General features: G+C 63.6%; 22 protein-coding genes and 1 tRNA gene. 19 read left to right on the forward strand and 4 right to left on the reverse strand.

The features are described from left to right. Complete coding sequence (locus K2O51_RS18960; RefSeq protein WP_140950006.1) at positions 1 to 708, reverse strand: FadR/GntR family transcriptional regulator; 708 nt, start codon at positions 706 to 708, stop codon at positions 1 to 3. 209 nt (positions 709 to 917) lie between these two features. On the opposite strand from K2O51_RS18960, the gene K2O51_RS18965 reads away from it, so the two are divergent. Continuing rightward, on the forward strand, positions 918 to 1,814 hold the full coding sequence (locus tag K2O51_RS18965) for a flagellar brake protein (protein WP_140950005.1): 897 nt from the start codon (positions 918 to 920) through the stop codon (positions 1,812 to 1,814). 79 nt (positions 1,815 to 1,893) lie between these two features. Here K2O51_RS18965 and K2O51_RS18970 read toward each other — a convergent pair whose 3' ends face one another. Next, complete coding sequence (locus K2O51_RS18970) at positions 1,894 to 3,582, reverse strand: electron transfer flavoprotein-ubiquinone oxidoreductase (protein ID WP_011297434.1); 1,689 nt, start codon at positions 3,580 to 3,582, stop codon at positions 1,894 to 1,896. A 285-nt stretch (positions 3,583 to 3,867) separates the two neighbouring features. Here K2O51_RS18970 and K2O51_RS18975 point away from each other — a divergent pair, with 285 nt between their 5' ends. From K2O51_RS18975 to K2O51_RS18995, 5 genes are all read left to right on the forward strand, one after another. Continuing rightward, a complete protein-coding gene (locus K2O51_RS18975) occupies positions 3,868 to 4,653 on the forward strand; it encodes an SDR family oxidoreductase (protein WP_041679554.1) in 786 nt (261 codons plus the stop codon). 278 nt (positions 4,654 to 4,931) lie between these two features. Further along, positions 4,932 to 5,534, forward strand: a complete 603-nt coding sequence (locus K2O51_RS18980) for a TRAP transporter small permease (RefSeq protein ID WP_220631501.1) — start codon at positions 4,932 to 4,934, stop codon at positions 5,532 to 5,534. Further along, positions 5,531 to 6,835, forward strand: coding sequence for a TRAP transporter large permease (locus K2O51_RS18985; protein ID WP_011297437.1), 1,305 nt, complete (start codon positions 5,531 to 5,533; stop codon positions 6,833 to 6,835). The genes K2O51_RS18980 and K2O51_RS18985 overlap by 4 nt, the downstream gene beginning before the upstream one ends. Positions 6,836 to 6,888: 53 nt before the next feature. Next, positions 6,889 to 7,917 (forward strand): DctP family TRAP transporter solute-binding subunit, encoded by a 1,029-nt coding sequence (locus K2O51_RS18990; protein ID WP_041679555.1) that lies wholly within the window; start codon positions 6,889 to 6,891, stop codon positions 7,915 to 7,917. Positions 7,918 to 7,969: 52 nt separating this feature from the next. After that, a complete protein-coding gene (locus tag K2O51_RS18995; RefSeq protein WP_011297439.1) occupies positions 7,970 to 8,371 on the forward strand; it encodes an acyl-CoA thioesterase in 402 nt (133 codons plus the stop codon). Between the two features lie 28 nt (positions 8,372 to 8,399). On the opposite strand, the gene K2O51_RS19000 is transcribed toward K2O51_RS18995, so the two are convergent. Next, entirely contained in the window at positions 8,400 to 8,945 is a 546-nt protein-coding gene (locus tag K2O51_RS19000) for a PAS and helix-turn-helix domain-containing protein (RefSeq protein WP_220631502.1), read from the reverse strand. Positions 8,946 to 9,116: 171 nt separating this feature from the next. Here K2O51_RS19000 and K2O51_RS19005 point away from each other — a divergent pair, with 171 nt between their 5' ends. Both K2O51_RS19005 and K2O51_RS19010 read left to right on the forward strand, forming a co-directional pair. Beyond that, positions 9,117 to 9,818 (forward strand): CoA transferase subunit A, encoded by a 702-nt coding sequence (locus K2O51_RS19005; RefSeq protein ID WP_011297441.1) that lies wholly within the window; start codon positions 9,117 to 9,119, stop codon positions 9,816 to 9,818. 14 nt (positions 9,819 to 9,832) lie between these two features. Next, complete coding sequence (locus K2O51_RS19010; RefSeq protein WP_011297442.1) at positions 9,833 to 10,471, forward strand: CoA transferase subunit B; 639 nt, start codon at positions 9,833 to 9,835, stop codon at positions 10,469 to 10,471. A gap of 68 nt (positions 10,472 to 10,539) precedes the next feature. Here the strand turns inward: K2O51_RS19010 and K2O51_RS19015 are convergent, their stop codons facing one another. Then, on the reverse strand, positions 10,540 to 11,316 hold the full coding sequence (locus K2O51_RS19015) for a 3-hydroxybutyrate dehydrogenase (RefSeq protein WP_220631503.1): 777 nt from the start codon (positions 11,314 to 11,316) through the stop codon (positions 10,540 to 10,542). Positions 11,317 to 11,512: 196 nt separating this feature from the next. On the opposite strand from K2O51_RS19015, the gene K2O51_RS19020 reads away from it, so the two are divergent. The 11 genes from K2O51_RS19020 (at position 11,513) to K2O51_RS19070 (ending at position 23,011) form a co-directional block, all read left to right on the forward strand. Further along, positions 11,513 to 12,397, forward strand: a complete 885-nt coding sequence (locus K2O51_RS19020; RefSeq protein WP_011297444.1) for an alpha/beta fold hydrolase — start codon at positions 11,513 to 11,515, stop codon at positions 12,395 to 12,397. Positions 12,398 to 12,450: 53 nt separating this feature from the next. Then, positions 12,451 to 12,813, forward strand: coding sequence for a RidA family protein (locus K2O51_RS19025; protein ID WP_220631504.1), 363 nt, complete (start codon positions 12,451 to 12,453; stop codon positions 12,811 to 12,813). A gap of 26 nt (positions 12,814 to 12,839) precedes the next feature. Further along, positions 12,840 to 15,065, forward strand: a complete 2,226-nt coding sequence (locus K2O51_RS19030; RefSeq protein WP_011297446.1) for a RelA/SpoT family protein — start codon at positions 12,840 to 12,842, stop codon at positions 15,063 to 15,065. Between the two features lie 21 nt (positions 15,066 to 15,086). Then, positions 15,087 to 15,163 (forward strand) — tRNA-Val (locus tag K2O51_RS19035). Positions 15,164 to 15,531: 368 nt separating this feature from the next. Continuing rightward, positions 15,532 to 17,439, forward strand: coding sequence for a threonine--tRNA ligase (gene thrS, locus K2O51_RS19040; RefSeq protein WP_011297447.1), 1,908 nt, complete (start codon positions 15,532 to 15,534; stop codon positions 17,437 to 17,439). A gap of 48 nt (positions 17,440 to 17,487) precedes the next feature. Next, entirely contained in the window at positions 17,488 to 18,009 is a 522-nt protein-coding gene (gene infC / locus K2O51_RS19045; protein ID WP_084791900.1) for a translation initiation factor IF-3, read from the forward strand. A 165-nt stretch (positions 18,010 to 18,174) separates the two neighbouring features. Continuing rightward, a complete protein-coding gene (gene rpmI, locus K2O51_RS19050; protein ID WP_011297448.1) occupies positions 18,175 to 18,372 on the forward strand; it encodes a 50S ribosomal protein L35 in 198 nt (65 codons plus the stop codon). A 27-nt stretch (positions 18,373 to 18,399) separates the two neighbouring features. Continuing rightward, entirely contained in the window at positions 18,400 to 18,756 is a 357-nt protein-coding gene (rplT, locus tag K2O51_RS19055) for a 50S ribosomal protein L20 (RefSeq protein WP_008650487.1), read from the forward strand. Between the two features lie 219 nt (positions 18,757 to 18,975). Beyond that, on the forward strand, positions 18,976 to 20,007 hold the full coding sequence (gene pheS, locus K2O51_RS19060) for a phenylalanine--tRNA ligase subunit alpha (RefSeq protein WP_011297449.1): 1,032 nt from the start codon (positions 18,976 to 18,978) through the stop codon (positions 20,005 to 20,007). Between the two features lie 59 nt (positions 20,008 to 20,066). Then, positions 20,067 to 22,514, forward strand: coding sequence for a phenylalanine--tRNA ligase subunit beta (gene pheT / locus K2O51_RS19065; RefSeq protein WP_220631505.1), 2,448 nt, complete (start codon positions 20,067 to 20,069; stop codon positions 22,512 to 22,514). Positions 22,515 to 22,594: 80 nt separating this feature from the next. Continuing rightward, a complete protein-coding gene (locus K2O51_RS19070; RefSeq protein ID WP_011297451.1) occupies positions 22,595 to 23,011 on the forward strand; it encodes an integration host factor subunit alpha in 417 nt (138 codons plus the stop codon). Position 23,012: the final 1 nt, after the last annotated feature.

Consider the following 23,012-nt stretch of genomic DNA (forward strand, 5'->3'; position numbering starts at 1 on the left):
TCAGGCCAGGCGAAGGCCCAGCCGTCCGGCGGCGGCGTTCAGGTGGTCGAGTGCCGCCTGCCGCGCAGTGGCCGGGTTGCCGCCGGCAATCGCGTCCACCAGCGCCGCGTGTTCTGAATCCGCGGCCCGCGCGGCGCCGTCCCGAACCTGCAAGCGGGCGGTGTTTTCCCAGGCGCGCTGGCGCGCGGCCAGCATCTGCTGGCTGACGAAATCGGTCAGCCCGGTGAAGCACGGGTTGTGCGCGGCCTGGGCGATGGCGTGGTGAAACGCGATATCGGCAGCAGCCGCGGCCGCGAAATCGCCGGCCTGGTCCTGCATGCCAGCCAGTGCCTCGCGGATCTGCAGCAGGTCCGCCTCTGTCCTGCGTGCCGCGGCCATTTCGGCGCACGCGGTTTCCACGACCATGCGCAGCTCGAACAGCTGGGCCAGCGTCGGACCGCCGTCCGGTGCGCTGGCGACGCGCCACGCTTGTCCGCCTGGCGTATCAGAGACGTAGGCGCCAGCTCCCTTGCGCGTTACCAGGATGCCGTCCGCCTTAAGCAAAGCGATCGCCTCGCGCACGATCGGGCGGCTCACGCCAAACGTTTCGGCCAGTGCCGACTCGGCGGGCAAGCGCGCGCCGGTTGCGAACCGGCCCGCGGCAATGTCCTCGCGTAGCGATTGGGCGATGCGGTTGGCCAGCGAGGCCGGGCGGGGCAGGATATCCACGACGATTCTTAGATGTCAGGCTGTCAGACAGATTTGGATTGGATTCTGCCGATCGGAGTCCTGATCGTCAAGAGGCGGCCGCCCGCGCTTGAAAATGTCGCTCAATGTTTTCCGATACGCGTCGATATGAAACGGGTGGCGCATACTGCGCAGTCCGCAGTCGCCACACAATCTGTCAGGCCTTGGCCGCATCGCATGTCGGAGTAATCATGATCCATCTCTCGCCCAACGATCTTCCCGTGGGGGCACCCTTGCCCTGGTCGCTGCTAGACGGCGACGGCAATCTGGTGCTGGGCAGCGGCAACGTTATTCCCGATACGCGCGATGTGGCGCTGGTGTTCCGCCATGGCGAACTGTGCCGCCTGGAAGCGGATTCGGGCGGGGATTCCCAGGATGATCCGCTTCCGCGGGGCCCGCTGGGGTTGCAGGTCGGGACACTATTGCACGTCAAACAGCCGGGCGACAACAGCCGCGCCGCGGCCAGCCGCTTGATCGGCTTCGTGGAACAGGGTTTGTTCATGACCTGGCCGCAACTGGGCGGGCGGGATCTGCCTGTGCAAGCGGGCGATACGCTGCTGCTACGCGGATTCTCGGGCCGTGTCATCCACAGCTTTACCTCGACGATCACCGCGGTCTGCCGTAGCCCGTTTCGCTATCTGGTGTTGTCGGCGCCCTCGCAGCTTGACCAGATGCCGGTGCGCAAGGCGGCACGTGTGCCGACCCGGATGGCTGCCTACATGACCCAGTCGCAGGAAAGTTTTCAGGAGGCGGATCAAGACGCGTTTTCCGCCGAGATGGCAAACGGTGCCGCGCGCTTGGTCATGGTGTCGGACCTCAGCACCGGAGGAGCGCAGATACATGCTGCCGGGCCGGCGCCCGTCACGGGCAGCCGTGTGCAGCTACGCTTCCGCCTGCGCACCGCATCGCTCGATAGCGAGATCGTTGCCGATGCCTGGGTCCGCGCCGTTACCAGCGACACTGCGGACGCCGAATTCCCGTCCTTCGGCATTTCGTTCGACGTACTGGGTGAACGCGAGATGACCTTGCTTCAGTGCTTCATCTACGAGCAATTGCTGACCAGCAGCGGTCTGGGCGTCCACCGCTGATACACCGCATCAAACGAGAAGAGGCACCCGCGGGTGCCTCTTCTCGTTTGGAGGCCCGGCCAATGGCCGGGCACAGCCCTTACATGTTCACATAGTTCGGGCCGCCGCCGCCTTCCGGCGTGACCCACACGATGTTCTGCGTCGGGTCCTTGATGTCGCAGGTCTTGCAGTGCACGCAGTTCTGCGCGTTGATCTGCAGACGCTCCTTGCCGGAGGCCTCGTCCTGCACGAACTCGTACACGCCGGCCGGGCAGTAGCGGCTTTCGGGGCCGGCAAACTTTTCCCAGTTGACGTTGACCGGCACGCTGGCGTCCTTCAGCGTCAGGTGAGCCGGCTGGTTTTCTTCGTGGTTGGTGTTGCTGATGAACACCGAGCTCAGGCGGTCGAAGGTCAGCTTGCCGTCCGGCTTCGGGTAGACGATCTTCTCGCACTCGGCCGCCGGCTTCAGGTAGACGTGGTCCGGCTTGGTGCGGTGGATGGTCCAGGGCGGGTTGCGGATACCGAGCTTCGGCAGCAGCCATTGCTCGATGCCGGTCATCAGCGTGGCGGTGGTGCGGCCCTTCTTGAACCACTGCTTGAAGTTCTTGGCCTGCAGCAGTTCCTTGTGCAGCCAGCTCTGCTCGAACGCGGCCGGGTAGGCGGTCAGCTCGTCGCCCTGGCGGCCGGCTTGCAGCGCGTCATAGGCGGCTTCAGCGGCCATCATGCCGGTCTTGATCGCGGCGTGGCTGCCCTTGATGCGCGAGGCATTCAGGTAGCCAGCATCGCAGCCGACCAGCGCGCCGCCCGGGAACACGGTCTTCGGCAGCGACAGCAGGCCGCCTGCGGTGATTGCGCGCGCGCCGTAGGACAGGCGCTTGCCGCCTTCGAAGAACGTGCGGATCTCCGGGTGGGTCTTGAAGCGCTGGAATTCCTCGAACGGCGACAGCCACGGGTTGCTGTAGTCGAGGCCGACCACGAAACCGACCGCGACCTTGTTGTCTTCCATGTGGTACAGGAACGAGCCGCCGTAGGTGGCCGGATCCAGCGGCCAGCCGGCGGTATGAACCACCAGGCCAGGCTTGTGCTTGGCCGGGTCGATTTCCCACAATTCCTTGATGCCGATACCGTAGCTCTGCGGGTCCTTGCCGGCGTCGAGCTTGAACTTCGCGATCAGCTGCTTGCCCAGATGGCCGCGCGCGCCTTCGGCGAAAATCGTGTACTTGGCATGCAGCTCCATGCCGAGCTGGAAGTTGTCGGTGGGCTCGCCTTCCTTGCCGATGCCCATGTTGCCGGTGGCCACGCCCTTGACCGAGCCGTCTTCGTTGTAGAGCACCTCAGCGGCCGGGAAGCCGGGGAAGATTTCCACGCCCAGCGCTTCAGCCTGCTGGCCCAGCCAGCGCGTGACGTTGGACAGGCTGACGATGTAGTTGCCGTGGTTGTGGAAGCATTCCGGCAGCAGCGCGTTCGGGGTGCCCTTGGAGCCGGATTCGTTGAGGAACAGGAAGCGGTCCTCGGTGACGGGCTGGTTCAGCGGCGCGCCCAGTTCCTTCCAGTTCGGGAACAGTTCATTGAGTGCGCGGGGGTCCATGATGGCGCCAGACAGGATGTGCGCGCCGGGCTCCGAGCCCTTTTCGAGCACGCAGACGTTGACGTCGTTGCCCTTCTCCTGTGCCAGTTGCTTGAGGCGGATGGCCGTGGCCAGGCCGGCAGGACCGCCGCCGACGATGACCACATCGTATTCCATGGCCTCACGTGGCCCGAACTGCTCCAGGAGTTGCTGCTGATCCATTGTCTCTAACCCTCTGTTTCTTGGCGCCTTGCCTGCAATTGTGGGAAATGCTTGTTTGTTCGTAGCGAACCGGCCTGCGCGCAAAGGGCGCCAGGATGCGCGGTTCCGCGCGTTTTCCCTCTTTCCCTTTACTAGCCAAGTTCTTAGAATCTCCGGCATTGTCCGGGACTCGTCACCCTCAGGCAAGATTTTTTTTGGAACGGTCGTTCTTTTTTTTGGTATCCTGCCTTTCGAATCACGTTAGGCAGGGTACGCCACATGGTCAGCGGGCACACAGAGGCAGATATGGGTTTGTCGATCAATCTGGAGGGCAAGGTCGCGCTGGTGACCGGTGCCTCGAGCGGGCTGGGCTCGCGTTTTGCAACCGTTCTCGCCGCCGCCGGCGCCAAGGTGGTGCTGGCCTCGCGCCGCACCGAGCGCCTCAAGGACCTGCGCGCATCGATCGAGGCCGATGGCGGCAGCGCCCATGTGGTGCGCCTGGACGTGACCGACCAGGCCAGCATCCGTTCGGCTGTCGCGCACGCGGAAACCGAGGCGGGATCCATCGACATCCTCGTCAATAATTCGGGCGTCTCCACGACGCAACGGTTGACCGACGTCACCACGGAAGACTTCGATTTTGTCTTCGACACCAATACGCGCGGCGCCTTCTTCGTCGCGCAGGAAGTCGCCAAGCGCATGATTGCGCGTGCGAAGGGCGCCGAGAAGAATGGCAACCCGCTGCCGCAGGCGCGCATCATCAATGTCGCGTCGGTGGCTGGCCTGAAGGTGCTGTCGCAAATCGGCATCTACTGCATGAGCAAGGCCGCGGTGGTCCACATGACCAAAGCGATGTCGCTCGAGTGGGCGCGCCACGGCATCAACGTGAATGCGATCTGCCCCGGCTATATCGACACCGACATCAACCACCATCACTGGGATACCGATGCCGGCCAGAAGCTGATCCAGATGCTGCCCCGCAAGCGCCTGGGCAAGCCGGAAGACCTGGATGGCCTGCTGCTTCTGCTGTCTTCTGACCAGTCGCAATTCATTAACGGCGCTGTGATCACCGCCGACGACGGCATGGTCTGACCCCAAAGGGGGAAGGCAACAGGCGTCGAGACGCCGCTCCGCTGCCCGGGCCAAAAGCCGGCGGGCAGCGTTTTTCATGGGTCGTTCCAGGGCTTATCCGGTCCCCTTGGGCGATATTCGAGCGTGTCTTCCACTCGGGTAATCATAAAACCCGATACAGGGCGGCCCAGTCTTGGCATAATCCGCCATGTTTTCTGATTAAGTCTTTACATACAAAATAAGCTGCGGTGGCCGATCAGCCTGATTCGCCCGAGCAGCCCGGACCGGAGGCCGGGGAGATGGAGCAACAAGAGCAGGCACGGCGTGACGCCGTGCCGCAACACGTCGTCGATTCCGCGGTCATCCCGCAGGCGGCAGACGAGGCGCAAGACGCCGACTTCCGGGTGTCACCCCGCGTCGAGGACTGGATCGGCGTGATCGTGATGGTGCTGCTGGTCTGCATCACCTTCGCCAATGTGGTGGTCCGTTACTTCACCGACGAATCGTTCGCATGGACCGAGGAATTCTCGGTCTTTCTGATGATCGTGCTCGCGTTAGTGGCCGGCAGTGCGGCCGTGGCGCGCGATCGGAATATCCGTATCGAATTTTTTTTCGAGCGTGGCAGCGAGGCACGGCAGAAACGGCTGGCCATCCTGTCGGCGCTGGCGGTCGCCGTGATGTTTATCGCGTTGGCAGTATTGGGGGCGCGCATTACGTGGGATGAATACACCTTTGGCGAAACGTCCCCAGGCATCGGCGTACCGAGCTGGTGGTACTCGGTCTGGTTGCCCGTGCTGTCGGCCGCGATCGCGCTGCGCGCGTTCGGGCTGATGGCGCGCAACGTGCGCGCGCTCAAGGCGCTGCACGCCGCCCGCAACGAACAAGCGGGGCGCAAGCCATGACACTGGTCGCCATCATCCTGTTCGTGGTCTTTATCGGCCTGATGCTGCTGGGCGTGCCCATCGGCGTATCGCTGGGCCTTGGCGGGCTTGTCGCCATCGGCCTGTCGAACCTCGATACCCAGATGTTCGGCCTGCTGGCCGTGCCGCAGAACTTCTATGCCGGTCTGGCCAAGTATCCGCTGCTGGCCATTCCCATGTTCGTGCTGGTCGGATCGATCTTTGATCGCTCTGGCGTGGCGCAGCGCCTGGTGACGTTTGCCATCGCTATCGTCGGGCGTGGCCCCGGCATGCTGCCGCTGGTCGCCATTCTGGTGGCCATGTTTCTCGGCGGCATTTCGGGCTCTGGCCCCGCCAACGCGGCCGCCGTCGGCGGCGTGATGATCGCGGCGATGTCGCGGGCCGGCTATCCGGGTTCGTACAGCGCGGCAGTGGTCGGCGCCGCGGCGGCGACCGACATCCTGATTCCGCCTTCGGTGGCCTTCATCATCTACAGCGTGCTGGTGCCGGGTGCTTCGGTGCCTGCGCTGTTCGCGGCCGGCATGATCCCGGGCGTGCTGGCCGGCGTGGCGCTGATCGTGCCGGCGGTGTGGCTGGCCCGCAAGCACAACATGGGCGCCATCGAAGCCGCGCTGCCGCGCCCGCCGTTCTGGAAGAGCCTGCGCGAGGCAGCCTGGGGCCTGGTCGCGCCATTCCTGATTCTCGGTGGCATGCGCGCCGGCTGGTTCACGCCAACCGAAGCCGCGGTGGTTGCGGTGGTCTATGGCCTGTTCGTGGGCATGGTGATCTACCGCAGCATTGGCATGAAGGACCTGTTCGTGATCTTCCAGGAGGCGGCGGAGACCTCGGCCGTGATCCTGCTGGTGGTCGCGCTGGCTGGCATCTTCGCGTATGCGCTGTCGACGCTCGGCGTCATTGACCCGCTCGCAAACGCGATCGCCAACTCCGGTCTCGGCGAATACGGCGTGCTGGCGCTGATCGTGCTGCTGCTGATGACGGTTGGCATGTTCCTGGACGGCATTTCTATCTTCCTGATCTTCGTGCCGCTGCTGCTGCCGATCGCCACCGCGTTCCACTGGAACCCGGTGTGGTTCGGGGTGGTGCTCACGCTCAAGGTGGCGCTGGGGCAGTTCACGCCGCCGCTGGCCGTGAACCTGATGGTGTCGTGCCGGATTGCCCGCGTGCGCATGGAGGAGACCGTGCCCTGGGTGGTCTGGATGCTGCTGGCGATGTTCATCGCCATGCTGATGGTGCTGGCCTATCCGCCGCTGGCGACGTGGTTGCCGGACTATCTGGGCTATTGATGCCCGCTACATAAAACAAGCTGCAAGCAACGATTCCCAAGAGGAGAGACCTGATGAAACGCCGTGCCCTGATGCTGTCGATCGCTGCCACGATCGCCGCTGCCGCCTTTGCGCCCGCCGCCACCATGGCCCAGACCTACAAGCCCGAGTACAAGATGTCGCTGGTGCTCGGCCCGGCATTCCCGTGGGGCAAGGGCGGCGAGATCTGGGCCGACCTGGTCAAGCAGCGCACCAACGGCCGCATCAACATCAAGCTGTACCCGGGCACCTCGCTGGTCGCCGGCGACCAGACGCGCGAGTTCTCGGCGATCCGCCAGGGCGTGATCGACATGGCCGTGGGCTCGACCATCAACTGGTCGCCGCAGGTCAAGGAGCTGAACCTGTTCTCGCTGCCGTTCCTGATGCCCGACTACAAGGCGCTGGATTCGCTGACGCAGGGCGAAGTCGGCAAGCACATCTTCACGACGCTGGAAAAAGCGGGAGTGGTGCCGCTGGCATGGGGCGAAAACGGTTTTCGCGAAGTGTCCAACTCGAAGAGGGAAATCCACAAGCCTGAAGACCTCAAGGGCATGAAGCTGCGCGTGGTGGGCTCGCCGCTGTACATCGAGACCTTCAACGCGCTGGGCGCCAATCCGACGCAGATGAGCTGGGCCGATGCACAGCCGGCCATGGCATCGGGCGCCGTGGATGGCCAGGAGAACCCGCAATCGGTGTTCGCCGCGGCCAAGCTGTACACGGTGGGCCAGAAGTTCGTGACGACCTGGGGCTACGTGGCCGATCCGCTGATCTTCGTGGTCAACAAGCAGATCTGGGAAAGCTGGACGCCGGCTGACCGCGAGATCGTCAAGCAGGCCGCCATCGACGCCGGCAAGCAAGAAATCGCGCTGGCCCGCAAGGGCCTGGCCGAGCCGGGCGCGCCGGCGTGGAAGGACATGGAGACCCACGGCGTGAAGGTCACGCACCTGACGCCGGCCGAGCATGACGCCTTCCGCAAGGCCACCGCCAAGGTCTACGACAAGTGGAAGAAGCAGATTGGCGCCGATCTGGTGACCAAGGCGGAAGCCTCGATCGCCAAGCGCTAAATCATCGGGCAGGCCCGTCGGTATCGGCGGGCCTGTTGCATTGGAGATCGTGATGAAGCACGTCTTTACAGCGGTCCTGCCGATCCGCTGGGGCGACATGGACGCGATGGGCCATGTCAACAACACCGTCTATTTCCAGTACCTGGAACAGGCGCGCATCGAGTGGTTTGCGTCGCTCGGTCGCGGTGGCAAGGATCCGAACGGGCAGGGGCCGGTTATCATCAATGCCCATATGACGTTCCTGAAGCAGTTGCGCTATCCGGGCACGATCGAATGCCGGCTCTATGCCGGCCAGCTTGGCCGCACGAGCTTCGAGACGCGTATGGAAATCGTGCGTACCGACATGCCTGATGTGGTGTGGGCTGAGGGCGGCGCCAAGGTGGTGTGGTGCGATTACTCGATCGAAAAGTCGGTGCCGGTGCCGCCGGAGATCAGGGCAATCATCGAAGGGTGATACGACGGAACCAGCGCAAGGGAAGCGCTCAGTGGTTCACCAACCGCTGCACCAGATCCACCGACGTACTGGCCCCATATTTCTTCATCAGCCGCGCCCGATAGATATCGACGGTGCGCGGACTGATCGCCAGCAGCTTGCCGATCTGCTTGCTGGTCTTGCCTTCCACAAGCTGCGCGGCGATATCGCGCTCGCGTGCAGTGAGTTCCGCCGTGACCTGGCGCTTCTGGGAGAGGTCCTCGAACGTCCAGATGCCCGCACCCAGCGGCTGAGATCGGTCCAGCGAGCGACCGGTGACGTGGCACCAGAACAGTTCCCCGCTGGCCCGCTTCATGATCCGTTCGTCCGAGTACATACCGCGCTTGTTCATGATCGGTACGATGCGTGCGCCGGCCCTCTCGAATTCGTCTGCGGTGGGGTAGAGTACCTGGAACGATTCGCCGATCAGCGCCTGCCGCGTGGTGCCGAAGATGCGGCAGACCTCGTCGTTGCAGTCTTCGATCTTGCGCTCGCGGGACAGCACCAGCCCCACGGGGGCGAGCTGGAAAGCGGTCTGGTAATCGATGGCGGGCATCTACTTATGTATTTTTACGTAATGGCGTAGGCGGCGCGCCTTGCGTATCCTTTCGGTCGGACGAGAGCGCGGCAGCCGCCGCTGATTGTACCGTTACAATTTCCTTGCGTCGTGCGCCGCACACCCTTGCGGCGGGATCGGCGACGAGGGCTACCGAGGAAGGAGCGAACCATGAACAAGGTCTACGCCAGCGCCGCCGAGGCGCTTGCAGGCGTCGTCCGCGACGGCCAGACGATCGCCGTTGGCGGTTTCGGCCTGTGCGGCATTCCCGAGGCGCTGATTGCTGCGCTGCGCGACACCGGCGTCAAGCAGCTCACCTGCATCTCCAACAACGCCGGCGTGGATGGCTTTGGCCTGGGCCAGCTGCTGGAAACACGCCAGATCAAGAAGATGATTTCGTCCTACGTGGGCGAGAACAAGGAGTTCGAGCGCCAGTACCTGGCCGGCGAACTCGAGCTGGAATTCACGCCGCAGGGTACGCTGGCCGAGAAGCTTCGCGCCGGTGGTTCGGGCATCCCGGCCTTCTTCACCAAGACCGGCGTGGGCACCATCGTCGCCGACGGCAAGGAAATTCGCGAATTCGACGGCGAGAAGTACGTGATGGAGCGTTCGCTGACCGCCGACGTGGCGCTGGTCAAGGCCTGGAAGGCCGACAAGGCCGGCAACCTGGTGTTCCGCCGCACCGCGCGCAACTTCAATCCGATGTGCGCCATGGCAGGCAAGTTCACCGTGGCCGAGGTCGAGCATATCGTCGAAACTGGCGAGCTTGACCCCGATGAGATCCACCTGGCTGGCATCTTCGTCAAGCGCCTCGTGCTCAACACGACCCCCGAAAAACGCATCGAGCAGCGCACCGTGCGTGCCGCCAAGTAAGAGGGAGACACATCATGGCATGGACACGTGACGAAATGGCCGCGCGCGCCGCGGCGGAGCTGCAGGACGGCTTCTATGTGAACCTGGGTATCGGCCTGCCGACGCTGGTGGCCAACTGGGTGCCGGAAGGCATGGAAGTGTGGCTGCAGTCGGAAAACGGCCTGCTCGGCATCGGCCCGTTCCCGACCGAGGACGAAGTCGACGCCGACATGATCAACGCCGGCAAGCAGACCGTGACGACGCTGCCTGGCTCGTCGATCTTCTCGTCGGCCGATTCCTTCGCGATGATCCGCGGCGGCCACATCAACCTGGCCATCCTCGGCGCGATGCAGGTCAGCGAAAAGGGCGACCTCGCCAACTGGATGATCCCGGGCAAGATGGTCAAGGGCATGGGCGGCGCGATGGATCTGGTTGCCGGCGTGGGCCGCGTGGTGGTGCTGATGGAACACACCGCCAAGAAGAAGGACGGCACCGAGGACATCAAGATCCTGAAGGACTGCAACCTGCCGCTGACCGGCGTAGGCGTGGTCAACCGCATCATCACCGACCTCGGTGTGATCGACGTGACCTCGGACGGCCTGAAGCTCGTGGAAACCGCCCCGGGCGTGAGCCGCGAGGAAATCCAGAGCAAGACCGGCGCGACGCTGCTGTAAGCGCTGCAGGTCGGATGCAAAAAGCCCCGCTGTGAAGCGGGGCTTTTTCATTCCTGCATGGGTTGGCTTTACTGGGCGACCCAGCCGCCGTCCATGTTCCAGATCGCGCCGCGCACCTGGCGCGCCGCCTCGGACGACAGGAAGACCGCCAGCGCGCCAAGTTCCTCGGGCGTGACGAACTGGCCGGACGGCTGCTTCTCGATCACGAGTTCGCGCTTGGCCTGCTCGACCGGAATGCCTTCCTTCTGCGCGCGCGCATCGACTTGCTTCTGCACCAGCGGCGTCAGCACCCAGCCGGGGCAGATCGCGTTGGCGGTGACGCCGGTCTGCGCGGTCTCCAGCGCGGTGACCTTGGTCAGGCCGACGATGCCGTGCTTGGCCGCCACGTAGGCCGACTTCTGGGCCGACGCCACGAGTCCGTGGGTCGAAGCGACATTGATGATGCGTCCCCAGTTCTTCTGCTTCATGCCGGGCAGCGCCAGGCGCGTGGTGTGGAACGCCGAGGTCAGGTTGATGGCGATGATCGCGTCCCAGCGCTCAGGCGGGAAATCCTCGATATTGGCCACGAACTGGATGCCCGCGTTGTTGACAAGGATGTCTGCGCCGCCGAATTCCGAGTCGGCATAGCGCATCATGTCCTCGATCTCGGAAGACTTGCTCATGTCCGCGCCGTGGTAGCCCACCTTGATGCCCGCGCCGGCCTGCGCGATCTCTTGCTTTGCGGCCTCCACGTCACCAAAGCCATTGGCGATGATGTTGGCGCCCTGCGCGGCCAGTGCCTGCGCGATGCCGAGTCCGATACCGCTGGTCGAGCCAGTCACCAGTGCCGTCTTGCCTTTGAGCATGTAAGCCTCCGTCGAGATCGAAAGTCGAAAGAATACGTGGCCGGTCACGGCCGGCCGGACCGCGTCGCGATTGCCGCGGCGTAGCGGCTGACGCAGTGGACTAGTGCTGTGGCATTGTAACCGCTGCGGCGTACAATCCTGCTTTGCTCAACCTCCGGCAATGCTTGTGCGGCAGCCGGTTCGTCAGGGAGTTCAGATGTCTGCCAGTCCGCGCCTCGGCTTCGTTCAGTGCATCAGTCCGGCGGGCCTGCACCGCATGGCCTATCACGAATGGGGCGACCCGGCGAATCCGCGCGTGCTGATGTGCGTGCACGGCCTGACGCGCACCGGCCGCGATTTCGATGCGCTGGCCCAGTCGCTGTGCGGCGACTACCGCGTGGTGTGCCCCGACGTGGCTGGCCGCGGGCGCTCGGACTGGCTGCTTGATCCGTCCGGTTACGTGGTGCCCAAGTACGTGGCGGACATGGTTACGCTGATCGCCAGGCTCAACGTCGACAAGGTCGACTGGTTCGGCACGTCAATGGGCGGGCTGATCGGCATGGCGCTGGCGGGCCTGCCCAATTCGCCGGTGCGCAAGCTGCTGCTCAACGATGTGGGGCCGCGCATCACGGCTGCGGCCGTGGAGCGGATCGGCTCGTACGTTGGACTCCCGGTGCGGTTCAAGACCTTCGAAGAAGGGCTGGCCTACCTGCAGACCATCAGCGCATCGTTCGGACGCCATACGCCGGAGCAATGGCGCGAGCTCAACGCTGCGATCCTCAAGCCTGTACAGGGTGCGCAAGGCCTGGAATGGGGCTTGCATTACGATCCTGCGCTGGCCGTACCGTTCCGCGGCGCCACGCCGGAGCAACTCGCAGCCGGCGAAGCCACGATGTGGCAACTGTTCGAGGCCATTGAAGCGCCGGTGCTGGTCGTTCGCGGTGCGCAGTCGGACCTGCTGTTGCGCGATACCGTGGCCGACATGGTGTCCCGCGGCAAACATGTCAGTTCGGTGGAGATCCCCGATGTGGGGCATGCACCGACTTTTGTCAATCCGGCGCAGATTGCCGTGGCGCGCCAGTTCTTTCTCGGAAGCGCGTGAGGCGAGTGGCGCCTGAAATCGTTCGTATCAACCAGAAATCGTTTTAACTAGTCATGAGCAGCAATGAACTGAAGCGCGCCCACGTGGGTGCACGCCTGTCGGAATACGCGGTGTACAACGGTGTGGTCTACCTGGCTGGGCAAGTGCCGGAAGTGGAACCGAAGGCCGACATCAGCGGCCAGACCCGCGAGGTGCTGGGTCATATCGACCGGCTGCTCGCCGAAGCGGGCAGCGACAAGTCGCGCATCCTGTCATGCCAGATCTTCCTGACTGACATCGGGATGATCGGCAAGATGAACGAGGTGTGGGACGCGTGGGTGCCGCAGGGCAATACGCCGCCGCGCGCCACTGTCGAAGCCAGGCTGGCCAATCCCGACTACCTGATCGAAGTGGTGGTGACCGCTGCGCTCAACTGAAGATGGCGTTGTGACATGGTGACCCTATGGTGACGTCCACCGACCTGGCCGGCCAGGTGGCCGGCGTCCCGGACGCCGACATGGTCGAGCGCGCGCTCGCGTACGTACGCGAGCAGGCGGGCGACGCCGTGCTGCCGACTGGCGAGCCGGTGCTGTCGCATGCGGAAGGAATGCTGCGCATCCTCGACGGTCTGCGCGTGGATGATGCCGCGCGCGCCGCGTGCTGCCTGTTCCCGCTGGCCGAATTCGCGCCCGCCGTAGAGCCGGAAATCGAGGCGCGCTTTGGCGAAGATGTATGCCGGATGGTGAAGGGCGTACGGCAACTGCTGCGCATCGGCGCCATTGCCGGCGGGCACGACGCGCAGGAGGCATCGCGCAACGTGGCGCAGGCCCGGCACGAGCAGGTCGAAGCGCTGCGCAAGATGCTGCTGGCGTTCGCGCAAGATATCCGCGTGGTGCTGGTGCGCCTGGCTTCGCGGCTGCAGTCGCTGCGCTGGCTCGCGCAGAACAAGCGTGAACCGCTACCCGGCATCGCGCGCGAGACGCTCGACATCTATGCGCCGCTGGCTAACCGCCTCGGCATCTGGCAGATGAAGTGGGAACTCGAGGACCTGGCCTTCCGCTTCGAGCAGCCTGATACCTACAAGCGCATCGCAAAGTTGCTCGATGAAAAGCGCATCGAGCGCGAGGGCTACATCGCCAGCGCCATCGCGCGCCTGCAATCGGAGCTGGCCGACGCCGGCATCCGCGCCGAGGTAAGCGGGCGGCCCAAGCACATCTACAGCATCTGGAAGAAGATGCGCGGCAAGGAGCTGGATTTTGCCGACCTGTACGATGTGCGCGCGTTCCGCGTGATCGTCGACGACATCAAGGACTGCTATACGGTCCTCGGTATCGTCCACCATATCTGGCAGCCGATTCCGCGCGAGTTCGACGACTACATTTCGCGGCCCAAATCGAACGGCTACAAGTCGCTGCATACGGTGGTGATCGGGGACGACGGGCGTGCGTTCGAGGTACAGATCCGCACGCACGAAATGCACCATTTCGCCGAGTACGGCGTGGCGGCGCACTGGCGCTACAAAGAAGCGGGCAGCAAGGGCTACAGCGGACAGTTCGCGGCAAGCGACAGCTACGACGAGAAGATCGCGTGGCTGCGGCAACTGCTGGCTTGGAAGGATGATGCCGACCACAGCGTGGCGCATGACGAGTCGCCGTCGCCGTGGGAGCAGCTCAAGCACGCGGCGATCGACGACCACATCTACGTGCTGACGCCGCAGGCACGCGTGATCGCGCTGCCGCAAGGTGCCACGCCGCTCGACTTCGCGTATTACCTGCACAGTGATCTTGGCCACCGGTGCCGCGGCGCGCGTGTCGACGGCACGATGGTGCCACTGAATACGCCACTGAAGAACGGTCAGACCGTCGAGATCATCGCCGTGAAGCAGGGCGGGCCGTCGCGCGACTGGCTCAACATCGAACTCGGCTACCTGGCCAGCAGCCGCGCGCGGGCCAAGGTACGGGCGTGGTTCAATGCGCTGGATTCGCAGGAGACTATTGCGCAAGGCCGCGTGCTGATCGACAAGACGCTGCAGCGCGAAGGCAAGACCGCCGTCAAGCTCGAAGACCTCGCCACGCGGCTCGGCTTCAAGTCGCCGGACGACCTCTTCGCCGCAGTGGCGAAGGAGGAGTTCAGCCTGCGGCATGTCGAGCAAGCGCTGCGGCACCCCGAGGGCGAGGTGCAGGCGCCGTTCAACGAGGAAGACGCCGTCACCAAGAAGAGCCGCGCCACCAGCGTGGCGCGCGGCGCCAAATCCGGCGTGCTTGTGGTCGGCGTGGATTCGTTGATGACGCAGATGTCGCGCTGCTGCAAGCCGGCACCTCCGGACGAGATCGTCGGCTTCGTCACGCGCGGGCGCGGCGTGTCGATCCATCGGCGCAACTGCCACACGTTCCAGCAACTCTCGGCGCGCGCCCCCGAGCGCGTGATCCAGACCGAGTGGGGCAAGAAGAGCGATGCCGTGTATCCGGTCGACATCCACGTCGAGGCCATCGACCGCCAGGGGCTGCTGCGTGATATCTCCGAAGTGCTGTCGCGCGAGAAGATCAACGTGACCGGCGTGAAGACGCTGTCGAGCAAGGGCGTGGCGCGCATGCAGTTCACAGCCGAGGTGTCGGAGGCCACGCAACTGCAGCGCGCGCTGTCGATCATCGAAGATGTGCAGGGGGTATTGCAAGCACGAAGAAAGTGAGGCTATAATTGCTGCTTCGCTAGGCTCGTAGCTCAGCTGGTTAGAGCACCACCTTGACATGGTGGGGGTCGTTGGTTCGAGTCCAATCGAGCCTACCAACGAATTGCAGTAAAGCAGTAAAAGAAGCAGTACAACAATACAGTGCGGCAAGTCCGATTCAATCTCATAAGGAACGGAAGGGCATTATGTTCATGACACCGCGAACTACTACCGCTGGTATGCGACAGTAGTCGAGGTGCGCCTCCGTCCCGATTGAGTCGGGTTTGACAAAGAGAAACGCGGCCTTGGCCGCGTTTTTTTTCGTCTGTCGCCTGCCAGCTGCCTGATAAGCTTGCCGCCTGCCGTGCGCAAGCACCAAGAACGTTGTCGGTACGCCGCCTGTTTCGGGGTGGGCCGGTGCTACAAAAGATGCAGTTTGATCCGCCCGCCGAGCGCCAGCGCCGGGGTGGAATCCTGGAGAGTCGAAATGATCGCAATCACGCTGCCGGATGGGTCCCGTCGCGAGTTTCCCGGCCCGGTGACGGTCGCCGAAGTGGCGCAAAGCATCGGCACGGGTCTGGCCAAGGCCGCGCTGGCTGGCAAGGTGGACGGCAACCTGGTCGACACGAGCTACTCGATCGATCGCGATGTGGCGCTGGCCATCATCACGGATAAGGACGCTGACGGCGTCGATGTCATTCGTCACTCCACGGCCCACTTGCTCGCGTATGCGGTCAAGGAACTGTACCCGGATGCCCAGGTGACGATCGGCCCCGTGATCGAAAACGGCTTCTATTACGACTTCGCCTACAAGCGTCCCTTCACGCCGGAAGACCTGGCTGCCATCGAAAAGAAGATGACGGAGCTGTCCCGCAAGGACGAGAAGGTCACGCGCGAGGTCTGGAACCGCGACGAGGCGGTGGCGCTGTTCGAGTCGATGGGCGAGAAGTACAAGGCCGAGATCATCGCCTCGATTCCGGCGGACCAGGAAATCGGCCTGTATCGCGAAGGCAAGTTCGTCGACCTGTGCCGTGGCCCGCACGTGCCGTCCACGGGCAAGCTCAAGGTCTTCAAGCTCATGAAGGTGGCCGGCGCCTACTGGCGCGGCGATGCCAACAACGAGATGCTCCAGCGCATCTACGGTACGGCGTGGGCCAAGAAGGAAGACCAGGAAGCCTACCTGCACATGCTCGAAGAGGCCGAAAAGCGCGATCACCGCAAACTGGGCAAGTCGCTCGACCTGTTCCACCTGCAGGAAGAGGCGCCGGGCATGGTGTTCTGGCACCCGAAGGGCTGGCAGGTATGGCAGGCCGTCGAGCAGTACATGCGCGGCCGCCTGACGGCCGCCGGCTATGACGAAGTGCGCACGCCGCAGGTGATGGACCGTTCGCTGTGGGAGAAGTCCGGCCACTGGCAGAACTACAAGGAAAACATGTTCGTCACGGAGTCGGAGAAGCGCGACTACGCGATCAAGCCGATGAACTGCCCGGGACATGTGCAGATCTTCAACCATGGCCTGCGTTCCTACCGTGACCTGCCGCTGCGCCTGGCCGAGTTCGGCGCCTGCCATCGCAACGAGCCGTCGGGCGCGCTGCATGGGCTGATGCGCGTGCGCGGTTTTGTGCAGGATGATGCGCACATCTTCTGCACGGAAGAGCAGATCGTTGCCGAGGCGAAAGCCTTCAACGAACTCGCGTTCTCGGTCTATGACGACTTCGGCTTCAAGGATGTGGCGGTGAAGCTGTCGCTGCGTCCGGCACAGCGCGCTGGCTCGGACGAGGTCTGGGATCACGCCGAAGAAGGCCTGCGCCTGGCGCTGCGCGCCTGTGGCGTGGACTGGGAAGAACTGCCCGGCGAGGGCGCATTCTACGGTCCGAAGGTCGAGTACCACATCAAAGATGCCATCGGCCGTTCATGGCAGTGCGGCACGCTGCAGCTCGACCTGGTGCTGCCGGAGCGCCTCGGTGCCGAATACGTCGCCGAGGATAATTCGCGCAAGCGTCCGGTGATGCTGCACCGTGCGATCCTGGGTTCGTTCGAGCGTTTCCTTGGCATCCTGCTCGAAAACCACGCAGGTGCGCTGCCCGCCTGGCTGGCACCGGAGCAGGTGGTTGTCATGAATATCGCGGAATCGCAGGCTGAATATGCCGAAAATGTCGTGCAATCGCTGCTAAAACAAGGGTTTAGGGCGAAGGCCGATTTGCGTAACGAGAAAATTACGTATAAAATCCGCGAGCATTCGCTTCAGAAGATCCCCTACCTGCTGGTGGTGGGCGACAAGGAGCGGGATGCCAATCAAGTGGCCGTGCGTGCCCGTGGCAACGTGGATCTGGGTGTGATGCCCGTCTCCGCGTTTGTGGAGCGTCTGCAACAGGACGTCACCAACAAAGCCTGATGGGTCGGAAGCACGGCTTGTTTTTTTGTCTTCTTGAGGTAACGCAACATCGCTACAGACAAAGGTCATCGCATCAACCGGGAGATCAGTGCGCCTGAGCTGCGCCTGGTAGGGGTTGATAACGAGCAGCTCGGCATCGTCAAGTTCATGGACGCTCTGCGGCTGGCTGAGGACAAGGACTTGGACCTGGTGGAGATCGCCCCGAACGCGACTCCGCCCGTCGCCCGGATCATGGATTACGGGAAGTTCAAGTACGAGGAAGCCAAGCGCGCACACGAGGCGAAGCTGAAGCAGAAAATCATCCAGGTCAAGGAAGTGAAGTTCCGCCCTGGCACGGATGATGGCGACTACAACGTCAAGCTGCGCAACCTGAAGCGCTTCCTGGAAGATGGCGACAAAACCAAGATCACGCTGCGCTTCCGCGGCCGTGAGATGGCGCACCAGGAAATCGGCGTGCGTGTGCTCGAACGCCTGAAGGCGGACCTGGAAGAAATCGGCCAGGTCGAGCAGATGCCGAAGATGGAAGGGCGCCAGATGGTGATGGTGATCGCCCCCAAGAAGAAGAAGTAATTTTTGCGCGATGCGGCGGCCGGGATGCCGAGGCATTCCGGCGTTGTGTCGCGTGGAAGTAGCGCGGAGCCCTTGTGGCGCCGTGCAACAACAAGTGGATGCGGGTCTTGCAAGCGTCGGCGTGAGCCGTCCACCTGCATGCATGTCATAGAGCTGGAGTTTTTCATGCCGAAGATGAAGACGAAGAAAAGCGCCTCCAAGCGCTTTACTGCCCGTCCGAATGGCTCGTTCAAGCGTGGCCAGGCCTTCAAGCGTCACATCCTGACCAAGAAGACCACCAAGAACAAGCGTCACCTGCGCGGTACTCAGGACGTCCATGAGACGAACCTGAAGTCGGTGCGGGCGATGATGCCTTACGCATAACCCTTACGAAAACGAAAGGAGAATTACATGCCTCGAGTAAAGCGTGGGGTCACTGCACGGGCCCGTCACAAGAAAGTTATCGACGCTGCCAAGGGTTACCGCGGCCGTCGCAATAATGTCTACCGTATCGCCAAGCAGGCGGTCATGCGTGCTGGCCAGTACGCGTACCGCGATCGCCGCAACAAGAAGCGCGTGTTCCGCGCTCTCTGGATTGCGCGTATCAACGCCGCGACGCGTGAGCATGGCATGACCTACAGCGTGTTCATGAACGGTCTGAAGAAGGCCTCGATTGAACTGGACCGCAAGGTGCTGTCGGACATGGCTATTCACGACAAGCCTGCCTTTGCCGCCATCGTCAACCAGGTGAAAGCCACTGTTGCCTGATGCCGGCTGCGGCAACCCGTAGAGGTTGCCGGGCAAGCACCGACCGCAAGGTCTGCTGAAACGGGGCTCTCACGGGCCCCGTTTTCATTTTCGAATGCCGCTTCGGCGATTGCTGTGCAGTCCTTGCCGCAAGCAGTGCCGAAACGCCATTCGAAACGAACACCAACCCACGCCGCGACGGCAGCAATGTCACGGCGCCAAGCTATTTCCACGACCGCCATGTCCCAGGATCTGGATCAAATCGTCGCCGACGCCCAGGCCGCTTTCGCCGCCGCCAACGACAACGCCACGCTGGAAAACGAGAAGGCCAGGTTCCTCGGCAAGACCGGCGCGCTGACCGAACTGCTCAAGGGCCTCGGCAAGCTCGACCCGGAAACGCGCAAGACTGAAGGCGCGCGCATCAACCAGGTCAAGCAGCAGGTCGAAGCCGCGCTGACGGCGCGCCGCCAGGCACTGGCCGATGCGCTGATGAATGCGCGCCTGTCTGCCGAAGCCATCGACGTGACCCTGCCGGGCCGCGCGGTCAGCCGCGGCAGCCTGCACCCGGTCATGCGCACGTGGGAACGCGTGGAACAGATCTTCGGCTCGATCGGCTTCGACGTGGCCGATGGTCCCGAGATCGAAACCGACTGGATGAACTTCACCGCGCTCAACAACCCGGACAACCACCCGGCGCGTTCGATGCAGGACACGTTCTATATCGACGGCCGCGACAGCGACGACAAGCTCCTGCTGCTGCGCACGCACACCAGCCCCATGCAGGTGCGCTACGCGAAGATGCACGTCGAGAAGTACGCCGGCAAGGCCATGCCGCCGATCAAGGTGATCTGCCCGGGCCGCACGTACCGCGTCGACAGCGACGCCACGCACTCGCCGATGTTCAACCAGGTCGAAGGCCTGTGGATCGGCGAGGACGTGAGCTTTGCGGACCTGAAGGGTGTGTACACCGACTTCCTGCGCAAGTTCTTCGAGCGCGACGACATCCAGGTGCGTTTCCGCCCGTCGTACTTCCCGTTCACGGAACCGTCGGCCGAGATCGACATGGCGTTCGGCAACGGCAAGTGGCTGGAGATCTCCGGCTCCGGCCAGGTGCACCCGAACGTGCTGCGCAATATGGGCCTGGACCCGGAACGCTACATCGGCTTCGCGTTCGGCTCGGGCCTGGAGCGCCTGACGATGCTGCGCTATGGCATCAACGACCTGCGCCTGTTCTTCGAAGGCGACGTGCGCTTCCTGCGCCAGTTCGCCTGACGCGCGCGTCCAGCCCTTCGTCAAAGACATCACAGAATACTTACCGGATCAGAAGCGCCATGCAATTCTCGGAATCCTGGCTTCGCACCTTCGCCAACCCTGAAAAGATCTCCACCGACGCGCTGTCGCACAGCCTGACCATGGCCGGGCTCGAAGTGGAGGAGGTCGGCCCGGTCGCGCCGCCGTTCGACAAGATCGTGGTCGCGCACGTGCTGTCGACTGAGCGCCATCCCAATGCAGACCGGCTCAACGTGTGCCAGGTCGACGCCGGCACCGGCGAGACGCTGCAGATCGTCTGCGGTGCACCCAACGTCAAGCCCGGCATCAAGGTCCCGTGCGCGCTGGTGGGCGCCGTGCTGCCGCCTGCAGAGGCCGAAGGCAAGCCGTTCGAAATCAAGGTCGGCAAGCTGCGTGGCGTGGAGAGCTACGGCATGCTTTGCTCGGCGCGCGAGCTGAAGCTGTCGGAAGACCATGGCGGCCTGCTGGTGCTGCCGGAAGATGCGCCGGTCGGCCAGAACATCCGCGAATACCTGGACCTCGACGATCAGGTCTTCATCATCAAGCTGACGCCGAACAAGGCTGACTGCCTGTCGATCCACGGTGTGGCGCGTGAAGTGTCGGCCCTGACCGGCGCTACGCTGACGCTGCCGGACATGAAGCCCGTGGCGGTCACCATCGACGACAAGCTGCCGGTAAAGGTGTCGGCGCCCGACCTGTGCGGCCGCTTCTCGGGTCGCGTGATCCGCGGCGTGAACGCACGCGCGGCTACGCCGGCCTGGATGGTGCAGCGCCTGGAGCGCTCGGGCCAGCGCAGCATCTCGGCGATGGTGGATATCTCCAACTACGTGATGCTCGAGCTGGGCCGCCCGTCGCACGTGTTCGACCTGGACAAAATCCACGGCGGCCTCGATGTGCGTTGGGGCCGCAAGGGCGAACAGATCAAGCTGCTGAACGGCAATACCATCGAGGTGGACGAGCAAGTCGGCGTGATCGCTGACGACAAGGAAATCGAGAGCCTGGCCGGCATCATGGGTGGCGACAGCACTGCCGTGACGCTCGACACGACGAACATCTACCTGGAAGCCGCGTTCTGGTGGCCGTCGGCCATCCAGGGCCGCGCGCGCCGCTACAACTTCTCGACCGATGCGGCGCATCGCTTCGAGCGCGGCGTGGACTATGCGACGACGGTTGAGCATATCGAACGCATCACCGCGCTGATCCTCGAGATCTGCGGTGGCCAGGCCGGTCCGGTCGATGACCATATCGTCAATCTTCCGCAGCGTAGACCGGTCAGCCTGCGTCTGGCGCGTGCCGAGCGCGTGCTGGGCATCGAGCTGTCGTCGGCCGTCGTGGCTGATGTATTCCAGCGCTTGCAACTGCCGTTCACGCGCTCGCAGGGCGCCGACGGCGAAGTGTTCGAGGTGACCCCGCCGAGCTATCGCTTCGACATCGAGATCGAAGAGGACCTGATCGAAGAAGTCGCGCGCATCTACGGCTTCGAGCGCATTGCCGCGCGTCCGCCCGTGGCGGAGAGCGAAATGCGCCCGACCAACGAAGGCCGCCGCTCCACGCACGTAGTGCGACACGCGCTGGCCGCGCGCGACTACCAGGAAGTCATCAACTTTGCCTTCGTGGAAGAGAAGTGGGAGCGCGACTTCGCCGCCAATGACAACCCGATCCGCTTGCTGAATCCCATCGCCAGCCAGCTTGCGGTAATGCGTTCCTCGCTGATCGGTGGCCTGCTCGACAAGGTGCGCTACAACCTGAATCGCAAGGCCGCGCGCGTGCGCCTGTTCGAAGTCGGCCGCGTGTTCCATCGCGATGCCGATGTGAAGGACGGCGGCCTGACGGTGGCCGGCTACCATCAACCGATGATGGCTGCCGGTATCGCCTACGGTCCCGCATTCGAAGAGCAATGGGGCATCACCACGCGCAACGTCGATTTCTTCGACGTGAAGGGCGATGTGGAAACGCTGTTCCATCCGCGTGTTGCGCGCTTCGAACCGGTCGAACATCCGGCTTTGCACCCGGGCCGCGCGGCACGCATGCTGATCGACGGCAAGCCGGTCGGCGTCGTGGGCGAAATGCATCCGCGCTGGCTGCAGGAGTATGAACTGACGCAGGCGCCGGTACTGTTCGAACTCGAGCTTGACGCACTGCGCGAAGCAGGTCTGCCGACCTACGCCGAGATCTCGAAGTTCCCTGCCGCCGTGCGTGATCTGGCGGTAGTGGTGAAGCAATCGGTACGCGTGCAGGACATGCTTGACAGCATGCGCGCCGCGCTCGACAAGCAGGGCTGTGGCCGCTTCTGCCAGAGCCTCGTGCTGTTCGACGAGTTCCGTCCGAAGGCTGCTTCGGCCGCCATTGGGGCCGACGAGAAAAGCCTTGCGTTCCGGGTGACCTTGCAAGATACTGGGTCGACCCTGCAGGACGAGACCGTCGACAGCGCGGTGCGCTGCATGGTCGACGCATTGGGCGAAGCCTTCCAGGCTCGCTTGCGCGGCTGACCACCAGCACATACCACAGACAGGGCGCCCGGGCAGTGCACCCGGGCGGATCGCCAGACAGAATTCCTTGAGCGATCGACATGAAAGATCGAGACGCGAACTCCATGACCGCAGCAGCTTTGGGCGAGATGAGCGACCGGCAGGCTTCCTCCCGCGACGACTCCATGCCGGAAAACCGCGCCGCCGAGGTGCCGACGCTGACCAAGGCCGAACTCGCCGAAATGCTGTTCGACCAGGTCGGCCTGAACAAACGCGAATCGAAAGACATGGTCGAAGCCTTCTTCGACGTCATTCGGGAAGCGCTGGAGCAGGGCGACAGCGTCAAGCTCTCCGGCTTCGGCAACTTCCAGTTGCGCGACAAGCCGCAGCGCCCGGGCCGCAATCCGAAGACCGGTGAAGTCATTCCCATCACCGCGCGCCGCGTCGTGACATTCCACGCAAGCCAGAAGCTCAAGAGCCTGGTGGAAGAGCGTGCGGGCCTGGACGTGCCGGGCTGAC

It is taken from the genome of Cupriavidus pinatubonensis (genome assembly GCF_019602855.1).
Lineage (GTDB): Bacteria > Pseudomonadota > Gammaproteobacteria > Burkholderiales > Burkholderiaceae > Cupriavidus > Cupriavidus pinatubonensis.

Excerpts from the sequence above, each read along its gene's own strand:
- thrS (WP_011297447.1), top strand. The coding sequence starts at position 15,532 with ATGATCGCAATCACGCTGCCGGATGGGTCCCGTCGCGAGTTTCCCGGC.
- pheS (WP_011297449.1), top strand. The coding sequence starts at position 18,976 with ATGTCCCAGGATCTGGATCAAATCGTCGCCGACGCCCAGGCCGCTTTC.
- rplT (WP_008650487.1), top strand. The coding sequence starts at position 18,400 with ATGCCTCGAGTAAAGCGTGGGGTCACTGCACGGGCCCGTCACAAGAAA.
- K2O51_RS19000 (WP_220631502.1), bottom strand. The coding sequence starts at position 8,945 with ATGCCCGCCATCGATTACCAGACCGCTTTCCAGCTCGCCCCCGTGGGG.
- K2O51_RS18965 (WP_140950005.1), top strand. The coding sequence starts at position 918 with ATGATCCATCTCTCGCCCAACGATCTTCCCGTGGGGGCACCCTTGCCC.
- pheT (WP_220631505.1), top strand. The coding sequence starts at position 20,067 with ATGCAATTCTCGGAATCCTGGCTTCGCACCTTCGCCAACCCTGAAAAG.
- K2O51_RS18970 (WP_011297434.1), bottom strand. The coding sequence starts at position 3,582 with ATGGATCAGCAGCAACTCCTGGAGCAGTTCGGGCCACGTGAGGCCATG.
- K2O51_RS19020 (WP_011297444.1), top strand. The coding sequence starts at position 11,513 with ATGTCTGCCAGTCCGCGCCTCGGCTTCGTTCAGTGCATCAGTCCGGCG.
- K2O51_RS18975 (WP_041679554.1), top strand. The coding sequence starts at position 3,868 with ATGGGTTTGTCGATCAATCTGGAGGGCAAGGTCGCGCTGGTGACCGGT.
- K2O51_RS19005 (WP_011297441.1), top strand. The coding sequence starts at position 9,117 with ATGAACAAGGTCTACGCCAGCGCCGCCGAGGCGCTTGCAGGCGTCGTC.
- K2O51_RS18980 (WP_220631501.1), top strand. The coding sequence starts at position 4,932 with ATGGAGCAACAAGAGCAGGCACGGCGTGACGCCGTGCCGCAACACGTC.
- K2O51_RS19030 (WP_011297446.1), top strand. The coding sequence starts at position 12,840 with ATGGTGACGTCCACCGACCTGGCCGGCCAGGTGGCCGGCGTCCCGGAC.
- K2O51_RS19025 (WP_220631504.1), top strand. The coding sequence starts at position 12,451 with ATGAGCAGCAATGAACTGAAGCGCGCCCACGTGGGTGCACGCCTGTCG.
- K2O51_RS18995 (WP_011297439.1), top strand. The coding sequence starts at position 7,970 with ATGAAGCACGTCTTTACAGCGGTCCTGCCGATCCGCTGGGGCGACATG.
- K2O51_RS19070 (WP_011297451.1), top strand. The coding sequence starts at position 22,595 with ATGAAAGATCGAGACGCGAACTCCATGACCGCAGCAGCTTTGGGCGAG.
- K2O51_RS19010 (WP_011297442.1), top strand. The coding sequence starts at position 9,833 with ATGGCATGGACACGTGACGAAATGGCCGCGCGCGCCGCGGCGGAGCTG.
- K2O51_RS18990 (WP_041679555.1), top strand. The coding sequence starts at position 6,889 with ATGAAACGCCGTGCCCTGATGCTGTCGATCGCTGCCACGATCGCCGCT.
- K2O51_RS19015 (WP_220631503.1), bottom strand. The coding sequence starts at position 11,316 with ATGCTCAAAGGCAAGACGGCACTGGTGACTGGCTCGACCAGCGGTATC.
- K2O51_RS18985 (WP_011297437.1), top strand. The coding sequence starts at position 5,531 with ATGACACTGGTCGCCATCATCCTGTTCGTGGTCTTTATCGGCCTGATG.
- rpmI (WP_011297448.1), top strand. The coding sequence starts at position 18,175 with ATGCCGAAGATGAAGACGAAGAAAAGCGCCTCCAAGCGCTTTACTGCC.